Origin of the sequence: Rhizobium sp. SL42 (assembly GCF_021729845.1) — a bacterium.
Classification (GTDB): Bacteria; Pseudomonadota; Alphaproteobacteria; order Rhizobiales; family Rhizobiaceae; genus Allorhizobium.
The window spans coordinates 2,837,950-2,851,690 of record NZ_CP063397.1 but is presented as its reverse complement, the minus strand read 5'-3'; the positions used below and the strand labels follow the sequence as shown (position 1 = coordinate 2,851,690).

Below are 13,741 nucleotides of genomic sequence, written 5' to 3'. Positions count from 1 at the left end.
ACCATGCATCTCCTGCTGGCCCAGAAAGGCTCGATTGCCGACGGTGACGAAGCGATCGACCTTGGGCAGACGCCGGGAGACATCCTCTTCCTGTCGGCTGCCGACACCGAACTGTCGGCGGTGGCCGCAGCCGTCGCTGCGGCGGGGGCCGGGCCAAGCTGGCGTCTTGCCAGCCTTATGGCGCTCAAGCATCCGATGTCGGTCGATACTTATATCGAGCGTACGGCGCGCCATGCAAAGCTGATCGTCGTCAGGGCGCTCGGGGGGGCGAGCTATTTCCACCATGCGCTGGAGGCGCTCACGGCAGCCGCGCGTGCCAATGGTGCGCTGATCGTCTCGCTGCCCGGCGACGACAAGCCGGATGCCGGTCTCGATCCCTTCAGTCTTTGCATGGATGCCGATCGCTCGGCGCTCTGGACCTATCTGACCGAGGGCGGTGATCGCAACACCGCGCATTTCGTTGCCTATGCGGCGGCAATGCTGTCGGGCGCCGATAGGCCGGAGCCCGCGCGTCCGCTGCTGAAAGCCGGTATCTGGTGGCCGGGCAAGGGCGCGATCGGTGTCGAGGAGTGGCGGCAGCTGGCTGCCGCCAACGGAAGTGTCGCTGCCATCTGCTTCTACCGTGCGCTCGTCCAGAGTGGCGAAACTGCGCCGGTGGAAGCCATGATCGGCGCACTCCAACGGGAGGGCCTCACGCCGTTGCCGGTCTTCGTGTCGAGCCTGAAGGATCTCGTGTCGGTCGAGACCCTGCGCGCCGTGTTTGGCGACGTCCCGCCGGATGTCGTGATCAACACGACGGGATTTGCCGTTTCGGCGCCGGGATCGGTCAATCCCTCGACCATCCTCGACGAACAGGGCGCGGTGGTTTTGCAGGCAATTTTCTCTTCGTCGCCGAAGGCGGCATGGGAAGCATCCAGCCAGGGGCTTTCGGCGCGCGATCTTGCCATGAGCGTTTCACTGCCGGAAGTCGATGGTCGGGTGCTGACACGCGCCGTTTCGTTCAAGTCGGCGGCCCGCTTCGATGAACGGGTCGAGACCAATCTTGTCAGCCACGAACCGGATCCGGGCCGGATGGCGTTCGTCGCCAGGCTTGCCGCCAACTGGGCGCGGCTGCGCAAGATGTCGCCGAAGGATCGCAACGTTGCGCTGATCATGGCGAACTACCCCAATCGCGACGGCAGGCTCGGCAATGGCGTCGGGCTCGACACTCCGGCCGGGACAATCGAGGTGTTGCGAGCCTTGTCTGCCGCAGGCTACGCGACGGGTGAGTTGCCGGCCGACGGCGATGCGCTGATGACGGCGCTGATGGACGGGCCGACCAATGCGGCCAATGATGGGCGCATTGTCCGCGAAGTCATTTCCTTGAGCGATTACAATAGTTTTTTTGAATCGCTTCCGAAACAGATTCAACACGAAGTGCGCGCTCGTTGGGGTGATGCGGCGAACGATCCCTTCTTCCGCGATGGCGGGTTTGCCTTGCCGCTGATGCGCTTCGGCCGGGTGATGGTAGGCATTCAGCCGGCGCGGGGTTACAACATCGACCCGAAGCAAAGCTACCATTCTCCCGACCTCGTGCCGCCGCATGGCTATCTTGCCTTCTATGCTTTCCTGCGCGGCAGGTTCATGGCGCATGCCGTGATCCACATGGGCAAGCACGGCAATCTCGAATGGCTGCCAGGCAAAGCGCTGGCGCTGAGCGAGACCTGCTATCCGGAAGCAATATTGGGACCTTTGCCGCATCTTTATCCGTTCATCGTCAATGATCCGGGTGAGGGAACGCAAGCCAAGCGCCGGACGTCGGCGGTGATCATCGACCACCTGACGCCGCCACTGACGCGGGCCGAGAGTTATGGCCCGCTGAAGGATCTGGAAGCGCTGGTTGACGAATACTACGAGGCGTCGGGCGGCGATCCCCGCCGGCTGAAGTTGCTGAAGAAGCAGATCCTCGACCTGGTCTCGGATATCGGGCTCGACCAGGATGCCGGGATCGACAAAGGGGAAGCGGAAGAGACGGCGCTGGAAAAGCTCGACGCCTATCTCTGCGACCTGAAGGAACTGCAGATCCGCGACGGTCTGCACATTTTCGGCCTTGCACCCGTAGGACGGCTGCTCACGGACCTGACGGTGGCGCTTGCACGGGTTCCGCGCGGGTTGGGCGAGGGCGGTGACGCAAGTCTGCAGCGGGCGATTGCGGCAGATGCGCTGGCGCAAGTGTTGCATTCGGGCCCATCTCCGTCTGGCGACTTCGACCCTCTCGACTGTGTCATGTCCGATACCTGGACGGGATCACGGCCCGAGATCCTCGCACGCCTGACCGACGAACCGTGGCGCACCCACGGCGACACCGTCGAGCGCATCGAATTGCTGGCGGCGGCTCTGGTCGACGGAACGACCGCCTGCCCGCCGGACTGGAGCCGGACCGAAGCGGTCCTCGCGGAGATCGAATGCCGCCTTAAGCCGTCGATTGTCCGGTCTGGTCCGGCGGAAATCGCCGGCCTGCTAAAGGGTCTCGACGGTCGTTTCGTGCCGCCCGGCCCTTCCGGCGCCCCGACCCGCGGGCGTCCCGACGTATTGCCGACTGGGCGCAATTTCTACTCGGTCGACAGTCGTGCCGTGCCGACGCCGGCTGCCTACCAGCTCGGCAAGGCGTCAGCCGAACTGCTGATCCAGCGGTTTGTCCAGGATCACGGCGAATGGCCCTTATCGTTCGGGCTGACGGCCTGGGGTACGTCGAACATGCGCACCGGCGGCGACGACATAGCCCAAGCGCTCGCGCTGATTGGCGTCAAGCCGGTTTGGGACATGGCCTCGCGGCGGGTCACTGGTTACGAAATCCTGCCGCAGGCGCTGCTCGGCCGGCCGCGCGTCGATGTCATCTTGCGCATTTCCGGCTTTTTCCGCGATGCCTTCCCGGAGCAGATCGCCCTTTATGACAAGGCGATCCGTGCCGTCGGTGCGCTTGACGAAGATGAGGGCGACAATCCGATTGCGGCGCGCATGCGGGCCGATACCGCGCAGCTGGTTGCCGATGGCCTCGACGCCGCCGCCGCCACAAGGCGTGCCGGCTACCGCGTGTTCGGCTCGAAGCCAGGCGCATACGGGGCGGGTCTGCAGGCGTTGATCGACGAGAAAGGCTGGGAAAAGCGCGGTGATCTCGCTGAGGCCTATCTGGTCTGGGGCGGCTATGCCTATGGGGCGGGTGCCGAGGGAAAGGCCGAGCGCGGGTTGTTCGAGGAGCGGCTACGCACAGTGCAGGCGGTGGTGCAGAACCAGGACAATCGCGAGCATGACCTGCTCGACAGCGACGACTACTACCAGTTCGAGGGCGGCATGACGGCGGCGATCGAAGAAATCTCGGGCGCACGGCCGGTCGTCTACCACAACGATCATTCGCGGCCGGAAAAGCCGGTGATCCGCACCCTGGAGGAGGAGATCGGACGGGTCGTGCGCGCGCGTGTTGTCAATCCGAAATGGATAGAAGGCGTGATGCGCCACGGCTACAAGGGCGCCTTCGAGATCACGGCGACGGTCGACTACATGTTCGCTTTCGCGGCAACAACGGGCGCCGTGCGCAATCATCATTTCGAGGCCGTCTATCAGGCCTTCGTGCTCGACGAGCGGGTGCGCGACTTCATGGCCGAGAAGAATCGACCGGCATTGCGGGAAATGTCGGAGCGCCTGATCGAAGCCATCGATCGCGGCTTGTGGACGCCGAAGAGCAATTCGGCCAAATTCTCCCTGCTTGAAATTGCCGAGGAGATCTAGGCCATGACTGAGTTGTCCGGACATTGTCTGTGCGGGGCGGTGCGATTCAAGGTTCGCGGCACGGTGCGGACGGCGGGCCATTGCCACTGCGAAAGCTGCCGACGGGCTGCCTCGTCGCCGGTCACGAGTTTTTTCACCGTCGAGCGCGCGGATACGGTGCTGGCTGGCGACAGTCTGCGCTACTATGCCTCGTCCCCCGGCGTGCGGCGAGGTTTCTGCAGTCAATGTGGGTCACCGATGTCATTCGAGACCGAGCGGCGACCGTCCGAAATCGACTTCTATGTGGCAAGCCTCGATCACGGCCTGGAGATGGCGATCCGGGAGCACTGGCATTGGAACGAGCGTGTCGACTGGCTCAATGTCATCGACGATCTTCCCAAGGGTGAGGGCGGAGCATGAACGATACGATCCTGATCAGCGTTGTCGAAGGCGAGGACAAGGAATTTGCCGACGCAACCGTGGCCATTCTGGACGAGGCGGCCCGAGCGCTTGATAAGCCGTTTGATGGCGAAACCGTGCAGGTACGGGCCGAAGACGGCGAGGGGCGTCTGTTGGGTGGCCTTGTCGGGTCCGAGGTGCAGGGCTGGTTGTATGTGAAACTGCTTGCGGTCGCAGCCGATGCCCGCAATTTCGGGCTCGGCGGCAAGCTGCTGTCTCGGGCCGAGGACATCGCCCGAGCCAGGGGCTTTGTCGGTATCTATCTCGACACGTTCGATTTCCAGGCGCCACGCTTCTACCTGCGCGAGGGATTTACCGAAATCGGACGCCTGCCTGCTATCGGCGGCAAACCGCAGCGCATATGGTTTGTCAAAACATTTGATAATTCCGGGAGTGCACCATGACCGAAGAGACGACGTCCACCGATGCGGATCTTGCCCGCCACGCCGAAAAGATGGCCAAGAAAAAGGCTGCCCGTGATAAGATCATGGCGACCAAGACCGGCGAAAAGGGGCTGGTGATCGTCCATACCGGCAAGGGCAAGGGCAAGTCGTCCGCGGCATTCGGCATGATCTTTCGCCATATCGCGCATGGCAAGAAATGTGCGGTCGTGCAATTCATCAAGGGTGCCATGTCGACCGGCGAGCGGGACATGATCCTCAAGCATTTTTCCGATCTCTGCCAGTTCCATACGATGGGCGAGGGCTTTACCTGGGAGACGCAGGACAAGGCGCGCGACATCGCGATGGCCAAGGCCGCCTGGGAGAAGGCCAAGGAACTGATCCGCGATCCGTCCCATTCGATGATCCTGCTCGACGAGATCAATATCGCCATCCGCTATGACTATATCGATATTGCCGAGGTGGTCGAATTCCTGTCGAACGAGAAGCCGGAGATGACGCATGTCGTGCTCACCGGCCGTAATGCCAAGGACGAGCTGATCGAAATCGCGGACCTGGTGACGGAGATGGAACTGATCAAGCATCCGTTCCGCTCCGGCATCAAGGCGCAGATCGGCGTGGAGTTCTGATGGCGCAAAGCTGGCAGTTTTGGGCATTTCTTTCCGCGGTCTTTGCGGCGCTCACTGCGATATTCGGCAAGGTCGGCGTCGCCGGGGTCAATTCCGATCTGGCAACCCTGATCCGCACCGTTGTGATTATCGTCGTCTTGACCGGTATCGTGGCGGCGACCGGCCAATGGCAGGCGCCATCGACGATCGCGGCAAGGACCTGGATCTTCCTTGGCCTGTCTGGATTGGCCACCGGCGCTTCCTGGCTCTGCTACTACCGGGCGCTCAAGCTGGGCGATGCTTCGCGCGTGGCGCCGATCGACAAGCTGTCGATCGTGTTCGTCGCTGTCTTTGCCCTGCTCTTTCTCGGTGAAAAGCTCAGCCTTGGCGCCTGGGCCGGCATTGCGATGATCGGTGCCGGCACGATCATGGTGGCTGTGCTCTAGAACCCCAACCAGACCCGGATCGGATTGGTCGGGTCGAGCAGCAGTTTTGCCGCCAATGCCACGCAGGTGACAATCAACAGCGGCTTGATCAGCTTTGCGCCGCTTTTCATGGCGAAACGCGAGCCGACCTGGGCACCGAGGAACTGGCCGAGCCCCATCATCAGGCCGATTTTCCAAAGCACTACGCCGCCGATCATGAAGACGATGAAGGCTCCGACATTGGAGCCGAGGTTGAGCAGCTTGGTATGGGCGGTCGCCTTCAGCACGCCAAAGCCGGCAAGTGAGACGAAGGCCAGCATGAAGAAGGAGCCGGTGCCGGGACCGAAGACGCCGTCATAGAGACCGATCAGTGGCACGAAGGTCAGGCCGAAGAGGAATGGCGGGATGCGCTGGTGTCGGTCTTCGTCCGACAGGTTCGGCTTCAGTGCGAAATAGAGGGCGATCGCGACCAGAAGGAAAGGCATCAGCGCGCGCAGGACGCTGCCCGGGACCACGGTCGCGATCAGTGCGCCGATCGCGCCGCCCGCCACCGCCATGAGCGCCATCGGCAATTGCTTCTTCAGGTCGACATGGCCGTTGCGCGCATAGGCAATCGTCGCGGAACCGGCGCCGAACATCGATTGCAGCTTGTTGGTGCCCAGTGTTTCCAGCGGCGGGATACCGACGATCAACATGGCAGGAATGGTGATCAGGCCACCGCCGCCGGCAATGGAATCGACAAATCCGGCGATAAAGGCTGCGACGAAGAGCAGAAGGAGGAGGTTGAAGGCAAGGTCGGCCACAGGTCACTCAATGTCATAAAGGGGGGATCTGGAAGTGCAGTGTCGTCTGGAAGGGCAGGATCATCCAGCCGGCGCGGATGGAAGTCAGTCACAGATATGGGCGCAGGACTTGTGCACCGAGTCTCCGGCGGGAGCAACCATACTCGCCGACTTTGCGCAGGGAGCGCCTGTTCTACTGTGGACTGGCGCATCTTCCACATGAAGCGGCGCAAACCGGTTTGACCCTGAAAGCGTGCTTCGATAAAGCTCTATTTAATGTGCGACGGCGCCTGTTCGACAGGCTGGAAATAGTCCGGTGCGGCCGACCCATTCCGGGGGCCAATTCCGGAGCTGTCCCAAAGGCCAAGGAGCTGCAGACTGCAGCTCCCGGCGCTTCGTACATAGAAAAAAATACGAAGCAGGGAGGCCGGAAATGATGGCTGAAAAACTTGGAATCATGGTCTGTGGCCATGGCAGTCGCAACCAGAACGCGGCGCGCGAATTCGCGATCATCGCCGAGGCGTTGCGCGCGCGCAATACCGACATGCCGGTCGAATACGGTTATCTCGAATTCTGCAATCCAGTGATCGCCGAAGGCCTCGACCGGCTGCGCGCGCAGGGTGTGACGCGGGTCCTGGCCGTTCCCGGCATGCTGTTTGCCGCAGGCCACGCCAAGAACGACATTCCGTCGGTGCTCAACACCTACCAGGCGCAGAACCCGGGCATGGTGATCAACTATGGTCGCGAACTCGGCATCGACCTGAAGATGATCCGTGCTGCCGGCGACCGGATCCAGGAAGCCGTCGATACCGCCAATTCCGAACTGGGCTTCGTCGACAAGCATGACACGCTGCTGATGGTCGTGGGCCGTGGTTCGTCCGACCCCGACGCCAATTCCAACGCCACCAAGGTCATGCGCATGCTCTGGGAAGGCATGGGCTTCGGCTGGGGCGAGACCTGCTATTCGGGCGTGACCTTCCCGCTGGTCGAGCCCGGGCTGACCCATGCCGCCAAACTCGGCTACAAGCGCATCATCGTCTTCCCCTACTTCCTGTTCACCGGCGTGTTGGTCAAACGTATCTACAGCTATACCGACGAAGTCGCCGCCCGCCATCCCGAGATCCAGTTCGTCAAGGCGAGCTATCTCAACGATCACCCACTGGTGCTCGACGCCTTCCAGGACCGCGTTCGGGAAATCCTCGAGGGTGCGGCCGTGATGAACTGCCAGATGTGCAAGTATCGTGAACAGGTGCTCGGCTTCGAGGCCGATATCGGCCAGCCGCAGGAAAGCCACCACCATCATGTCGAAGGCATTGGCGGTGGCATGGAAGACTGTCCGTGCAAGGGGGACTGCGATGCCTCGTGTCGCGAGGAGGATTTCTGCCGCGAACATGGGCTGCCTTGGACACCGGTGCACAGTCATGCCGAGCCGGCAGCGCTGGAGCCGGCCTTCGATTACGGAGCCTCGACCTTGCTGGGTGGGAAATATGGTCATCTGCTCAATGCGGCGCCGGATGCGGAACTCGAGGCGGTGATGAATGCACCGTCGAGCGGCAGGAAAGCGGCGCATGAGCACGGACCGAACTGCGGTTGTGGTCATGATCACGACCATGCGCATGACCACGACCACGATCATGACCATCATCACGGTCACGGTCATCACGGCGCCGATCGTGACCACACCCATTCGCATGATCACGGCCATTCCCATGGTCACGGCCACGCGCATGATCACGGCCATGACCATCACCACGCGCCGTATCCGCATGCCGACCACCCGCTTGGTCCGAAGTCGATGCAAAAGAAGAAATAATGACCCTGTTCGACCGCATCCTGATTGTCGACTGGTCCGGCGCCGGCGCGCCGGTCAAAGGGCCCAATTCGATATGGGCCTGCCTTGCTGTGCGCCAAGGCGATCAGGTGCGCCTCGACTGGCTGGAGAATTTCTCCACCCGCCATGCCTTCATGCAGCGGCTTGGCACTATCGTGGATGAGGCGCTGGCGGCCGGCGAGCGGCTGCTCTGCGGCTTCGACTTTGCCTTCGGCTATCCGGCAGGAACGGCCGAGCGCCTGACGGGCAGGGCGGATTGGCGGGCGCTGTGGCGCAAGATTGCCAGTGAGATTGAGGACGGCCCGGACAATGCCAACAACCGATTCCAGCTGGCGTCGAACTGGAACCGCGATTATTTTGCCGATGTGCCGCGTTTCTGGGGCCGGCCGCAGGGACATGACTACACGCATCTGAGCGACAGGAAACCTGCTCTGCCGGCTGACTTGCCCTTGTCATTTCGCATCTCCGAAACACATGCGAAAGGTGCGAAGTCCGTCTGGCAACTGCACTACAATGGTTCTGTCGGTAGCCAGTCGCTGCTTGGCATTGCCCGGCTTTCGCGATTCATTGACGACAACGGGCTGGCCGATCGCATTTCCGTGTGGCCATTCGAAACTGGTTTTTCTGTCCAGACGTTCAAGCCGGTGATCTTCGCCGAGATCTATCCTTCGCTATTTCCGGTTTCGGTTGGCGACGGGCAGATCAAGGATGCATTGCAGGTTCAGACAGTGGCAGAGCGCTTTGCCGAATTTGATCGTGGCGCCCAGCTGGCTGGCCTGTTTGCTTCACCGGCCGGATTGAACCTGCGTGAGCTTGCCCAGTGCATGAAGGAAGAGGGCTGGGTGCTCGGCATCGGGCACCAACGGATACAACCGCTGGAGCTGGCCGCATGACTATCGCCCTAGACTACATCCGCGACCCCGCCGAGATCTACCGCCAGTCCTTTTCGACGATCCGTCGCGAAGTGGATTTGTCGCGTTTTCCCAAGGGGATGGATGAGCTTTCTATCAGATTGATTCATGCCTGTGGCATGGTTGATCTGGTCGACGACATCGCGTTTTCGCAAGGCGCCTTCGAAATCGGGGGCGCCGCACTTGCACGCGGCGCGCCGGTTCTGGTCGATGTCGAAATGGTTCGCCATGGCATTATCCGCCGGTTGCTTCCAGCCGACAATGATGTGCTCTGCCTGCTGAATGACGCCCGGGTGCGCCCGAAGGCCGAAGAGATCGGCAATACCCGTTCGGCAGCCCAGGTCGATCTTTGGGATGAATATCTTGCCGGCGCGGTCGTTGCCATCGGAAACGCGCCGACCGCACTTTTCCGGCTGTTGGAGCGGATCGACGCCGGTGCGCCGAAACCGGCTTTGATCCTCGGCATGCCGGTCGGATTTGTCGGTGCGGCGGAAAGCAAGGATGCCCTGATCGAAGACAGTCGCGGTATTGCCTATATTGCCGTACGCGGCCGACGCGGCGGGTCGGCGATGGCCTCTGCTGCGGTCAACGCGCTTGCCGGAGGGCTTGGCACCAATGTCTGATCATTCCCAATCCTGGCTGACCATCATCGGGATCGGCGACAACGGGCTGGAAAGCCTGACGCCGGAGGCGCAGTCGCATGTCTGGCAGGCCGAAACGCTGGTGCTGGGTGAACGGCTCGATGCGGTGATCGATGGTAGTTCGTTGCCAGAATTGAAGCGGATCCTGACCTGGGGCGCCGGGTTTCGCGAAACGCTGGCCGAAATCCTCAAGCTGCGCGGCTCGCCGGTCACGGTGCTTGCCACCGGCGATCCGATGCATTTCGGTATCGGCGCGACGCTTCGCCGGCATGTTGCGGCCGAGGAAATGTATATCCTGCCAAGCCCGTCCGCCTTCTCGCTAGCGGCAGCCCGGCTCGGATGGCCCTTGCAATCGGTGACGCAGATTTCCCTGCATGGACGGCCGTTGGCCTTTCTCCATCGCCATGTGCTGCCGCGCGCGCGGATCCTTGCGCTGACCTCGGATGCAGCGACCATCGAGCAGGCGGCGGCCCTGCTGGTTCATCGCGGCTTTGGCAATTCGATCCTGCATGTGCTGGAGCATATGGGCGGTGGCACGGAGCGGGTCGTGACGCTGACGGCGCGCCAGATCCTCGAGCATCAGCCGGAATTTTCCGATTTCAACACACTGGCCATCGATTGCGCTTCCGACGGACCGTTGCTGTCGCCCGTCTCCGGCCTTCCCGACGAAGCCTTCCGCCACGATGGCCAGCTGACCAAGCGCGAGATCCGCGCGGTAACCCTGTCGCAGCTCTCGCCCTTTCCCAATGCCATGCTCTGGGATGTCGGGGCGGGCTGCGGCTCGATTGCGATCGAATGGATGCGCGCCGGAATGGGAACGCGGGCGGTGGCGATCGAGGCCAAACCCGAACGGGTGGCGATGATCCGCGAAAATGCCGAGAACCTCGGAGTACCCGATCTCGACATCGTCGAGGGCGAGGCGCCTGCGGCCCTAGCCGGCCTGCGTCGCCCGGACGCAGTTTTTATCGGTGGCGGCATCACGGGTGAGGGTGTGTTCGAGGCCTGCTGGCAGGCGCTTGGGCTCGGCGGTTGGCTAGTGGCCAACGCCGTCACGATCGAGGGTGAGGCGCGACTTGCCGAGTTGCGTGGCATTCACGGCGGCGACCTTATCCGCATCCAGGTGTCGCGCGCCGCGCCAGTCGGTCGCTATTGTGGCTGGAAGTCGCTGATGCCGGTGACGATCTGGACCGCGACCAAGGAGGAGGCGTAACCTATCATGACTGGTAAACTCTACGGTCTTGGCCTTGGCCCCGGCGATCCGGAACTGTTGACCCTGAAGGCGCATCGCATTCTGACGTCGTGCCCAGTCATCGCCTATCCCGCCCCGGATACCGGGCCGAGCTTCGCCCGGCAAATTGCCGCGCCCTATCTGACGGCTGCGCAACTCGAGGTGCCGATCGTGGTGCCGATGCGGGTCGAGCGCTTTCCGGCGCAGGAAACCTATAGCCATGCGGCCGAGGTTCTGGCACGACATCTCGATGCCGGTGCGGATGTTGCCGTATTGTGCGAAGGCGATCCGTTCTTCTACGGCTCCTTCATGTATCTGTTCGAGCGGCTGGCTGATCGGTATCTGACCGAGGTCGTTCCGGGCGTGTCATCGATGATGGCTGCCGCCGCCGGGCTGGGTCGACCGCTGGCTGCGCGCAACGACGTGTTGAGCGTGCTTCCCGGTCCCCTTGACGACGACGTTTTGGCGGCACGCATCGCGGCCTCCGGCGCGGTCGCAATCATCAAGATCGGCCGCCATTTTTCCCGCATCCGCGCCTTGATCGCAGAGCTCGGGCTGACGGCGCAGGCCGGTTATGTCGAGCGTGTCAGTCTCGCGGAACAGCGGCTGATACCGCTTGCCGACGTGTCCGAGGATGTCGCGCCCTATTTCTCGATGATCCTGATCTACAAGGGCGCCGAAGCATGGCACCCGGCGCTGGCAAGCCGGCTGGGCGTGGAGCCGGGCGCATGAAGGATACCCACAGGCCCGCAGTGCTCGTGCTCAGCGATAGCGCCGCCGATCTTGGTCGGCGCATTGCCGGCATCGTCGATGGCGAACTGCATGGCGCGCGGGCGCGCGTGACTGACGCCGACCGTTATTTCGACATGGCGAAGACCCATATCCAGGTGCTATTTGCCGAAGGACGCCCGCTGGTCGCTGTCATGGCGTCCGGGGCGCTCATCCGGCTTCTGGCCCCGGTCCTTTCCGACAAGCATTCGGAGCCGCCGGTTCTTGCCGTGTCGGAGGATGGCGCCTCGGTGGTTCCGTTGCTCGGCGGCCACCACGGCGCCAATGACCTGGCCCGCTTGCTTGCAGACGGTCTTTCAGCCCATGCCGCGATCACCACCGCCGGAGACCTGAAATTCGGCGTGGCGCTCGACCAGCCGCCAGCGGGCTACCGCCTTTCCTGCCCTGCCAATGCCAAGGCAGTGATGGCCGAACTGGTCGCCGGCTGCTCGGCAAGGCTTATCGGCACTGCCCCCTGGCTTTCCCATTCCCGCATTCCCTTCGATGATGAGGCATCCGTGACGCTGACTGTGACAGACAAAACCAAGACTGCGGACGAGCTGGAGCTGGTCTACTATCCGCGAACCCTTGTGCTCGGCATGGGGTCGGAACGTCACGCCAGCGCTGCGGAAGCGATTGTGCTGGCCGAACAGGCGCTCGCGTCCGGGGGGCTTGCAGCCGAAAGCCTGGCTGCGGTTGCATCGATCGACGTCAAGGCCGATGAAGCCGCGATCCATGCCGTCGCCCGCCATTTCAACGTGCCGGCCCGCTTTTTTCCGGCAGCGGTGCTGGAAGCCGAGACGCCGCGGTTAAAGAACCCGTCCGACGTGGTCTTCGCAGAGGTCGGCTGCCATGGCGTCGCCGAGGGGGCGGCACTTGCGGCGGTTGGCGCGCGTGGCGAACTGGTCGTTGAAAAGATCAAGTCCAAGGGGGCAACCGCCGCGATCGCGCGCGCGCCGTCCGTGATCGATCCGCAGGCGGTCGGTCGGGCTCGCGGCACGCTGTTCGTCGTCGGCATCGGTCCAGGTTCTGATGGTTGGCGTTCGCCGGAAGTCTCCTCCATGGTCAGCCAATCGACCGATCTGGTCGGTTACTCGCTCTACCTCGACCTGCTTGGTCCGCTTGCCCAAGGCAAGGCGCGCCACGACTTCGACCTTGGCAAGGAAGAGGCGCGCGTCGTGCATGCGATGGAGCTTGCGGGCGAAGGCAGGACGGTGGCGCTCGTCTGCTCCGGCGACGCCGGCATCTATGCCATGGCGACGCTCGTCTTCGAACTGTTTGACAAGGGCGGCATCACCGATGCGGCCAGCCGTATCGAGGTCCAGGTTTCGCCTGGCATTTCCGCGCTGCAGGCCGCGGCCGCCCGGATCGGCGCGCCGCTCGGCCATGACTTCTGCACTATTTCCCTGTCCGACCTGCTGACGCCGTGGGAGCATATCCAGCGGCGCGTCAAGGCAGCGGGCGAGGGCGACTTCGTCATCGCCTTCTACAATCCCGTCTCGATGAAGCGCCGTACCCAGCTTGCCTATGCCCGCGACGAATTGCTGAAATACCGCCCCTTCGACACGCCGGTGATCCTTGCCACCAATCTCGGGCGCGAAGGCGAAACTGTGCGCACCGTGCCGCTTGGCGCGCTGAACGTCGATGATGTCGACATGCTGACGGTGGTGGTGGTCGGGTCTTCCGAAAGCCGGACGGTCACGACCGGCGACGGCAAGACCTGGGTCTATACGCCGCGTGGTTATTCGGGCAAGGCCGAGAGTGGAATGAAGGGCTGAGCGGGATTGCGGGGTATCTTAACTTTGCCCCTCATCCCCTGCCGTTGCCTTCTCCCCGTAAACGGGGCGAAGGAGAATTGAGCCGAAACGGCGCTTGTTGTGCCTTCGCCACGCCTGTGGGGAGAAGGTGGCGGCAGCCGAATGAGGGGCAAATTGCGCCAGGTG

12 protein-coding genes are annotated in these 13,741 nt (G+C 62.7%); 11 read left to right on the top strand and 1 reads right to left on the bottom strand.

Annotation, left to right across the window (positions count from 1 at the left end):
* The first annotated feature begins 3 nt into the window (after positions 1-3).
* Genes cobN through IM739_RS13485 form a run of 5 tightly spaced genes read left to right on the top strand, consistent with a single transcriptional unit; the run spans position 4 to position 5,658 of the window.
* Positions 4-3,765 (top strand): cobaltochelatase subunit CobN, encoded by a 3,762-nt coding sequence (cobN, locus tag IM739_RS13505; protein ID WP_237368235.1) that lies wholly within the window; start codon positions 4-6, stop codon positions 3,763-3,765.
* 3 nt (positions 3,766-3,768) lie between these two features.
* A complete protein-coding gene (locus IM739_RS13500) occupies positions 3,769-4,164 on the top strand; it encodes a GFA family protein (RefSeq protein ID WP_237368234.1) in 396 nt (131 codons plus the stop codon).
* Positions 4,161-4,607 (top strand): GNAT family N-acetyltransferase, encoded by a 447-nt coding sequence (locus IM739_RS13495; protein WP_237368233.1) that lies wholly within the window; start codon positions 4,161-4,163, stop codon positions 4,605-4,607. The genes IM739_RS13500 and IM739_RS13495 overlap by 4 nt, the downstream gene beginning before the upstream one ends.
* Complete coding sequence (gene cobO, locus IM739_RS13490) at positions 4,604-5,233, top strand: cob(I)yrinic acid a,c-diamide adenosyltransferase (RefSeq protein ID WP_237368232.1); 630 nt, start codon at positions 4,604-4,606, stop codon at positions 5,231-5,233. Before IM739_RS13495 ends, cobO begins: the two co-directional genes overlap by 4 nt.
* Positions 5,233-5,658, top strand: a complete 426-nt coding sequence (locus tag IM739_RS13485) for an EamA family transporter (protein WP_237368231.1) — start codon at positions 5,233-5,235, stop codon at positions 5,656-5,658. The genes cobO and IM739_RS13485 overlap by 1 nt, the downstream gene beginning before the upstream one ends.
* On the opposite strand, the gene IM739_RS13480 is transcribed toward IM739_RS13485, so the two are convergent.
* Entirely contained in the window at positions 5,655-6,440 is a 786-nt protein-coding gene (locus IM739_RS13480) for a TSUP family transporter (RefSeq protein ID WP_237368230.1), read from the bottom strand. The two genes, IM739_RS13485 and IM739_RS13480, sit on opposite strands and share 4 nt — an antisense overlap.
* A 415-nt stretch (positions 6,441-6,855) precedes the next feature.
* On the opposite strand from IM739_RS13480, the gene IM739_RS13475 reads away from it, so the two are divergent.
* Genes IM739_RS13475 through cobJ form a run of 6 tightly spaced genes read left to right on the top strand, consistent with a single transcriptional unit; the run spans position 6,856 to position 13,576 of the window.
* Positions 6,856-8,232 carry a sirohydrochlorin chelatase gene (locus IM739_RS13475; protein ID WP_237371071.1) on the top strand — a complete coding sequence of 459 codons (1,377 nt, stop codon included), beginning with the start codon at positions 6,856-6,858 and terminating at the stop codon, positions 8,230-8,232.
* Positions 8,232-9,143 carry a hypothetical protein gene (locus IM739_RS13470; protein WP_237368229.1) on the top strand — a complete coding sequence of 304 codons (912 nt, stop codon included), beginning with the start codon at positions 8,232-8,234 and terminating at the stop codon, positions 9,141-9,143. The genes IM739_RS13475 and IM739_RS13470 overlap by 1 nt, the downstream gene beginning before the upstream one ends.
* Positions 9,140-9,784: a precorrin-8X methylmutase gene (locus IM739_RS13465; RefSeq protein WP_237368228.1), complete on the top strand. Its 645-nt coding sequence runs from the start codon at positions 9,140-9,142 to the stop codon at positions 9,782-9,784. Before IM739_RS13470 ends, IM739_RS13465 begins: the two co-directional genes overlap by 4 nt.
* Positions 9,777-11,012, top strand: a complete 1,236-nt coding sequence (gene cbiE / locus IM739_RS13460; RefSeq protein ID WP_237368227.1) for a precorrin-6y C5,15-methyltransferase (decarboxylating) subunit CbiE — start codon at positions 9,777-9,779, stop codon at positions 11,010-11,012. Before IM739_RS13465 ends, cbiE begins: the two co-directional genes overlap by 8 nt.
* A gap of 6 nt (positions 11,013-11,018) precedes the next feature.
* Positions 11,019-11,762, top strand: a complete 744-nt coding sequence (gene cobI / locus IM739_RS13455) for a precorrin-2 C(20)-methyltransferase (RefSeq protein ID WP_237368226.1) — start codon at positions 11,019-11,021, stop codon at positions 11,760-11,762.
* Positions 11,759-13,576, top strand: coding sequence for a precorrin-3B C(17)-methyltransferase (gene cobJ / locus IM739_RS13450; RefSeq protein ID WP_237368225.1), 1,818 nt, complete (start codon positions 11,759-11,761; stop codon positions 13,574-13,576). The genes cobI and cobJ overlap by 4 nt, the downstream gene beginning before the upstream one ends.
* Positions 13,577-13,741: the final 165 nt, after the last annotated feature.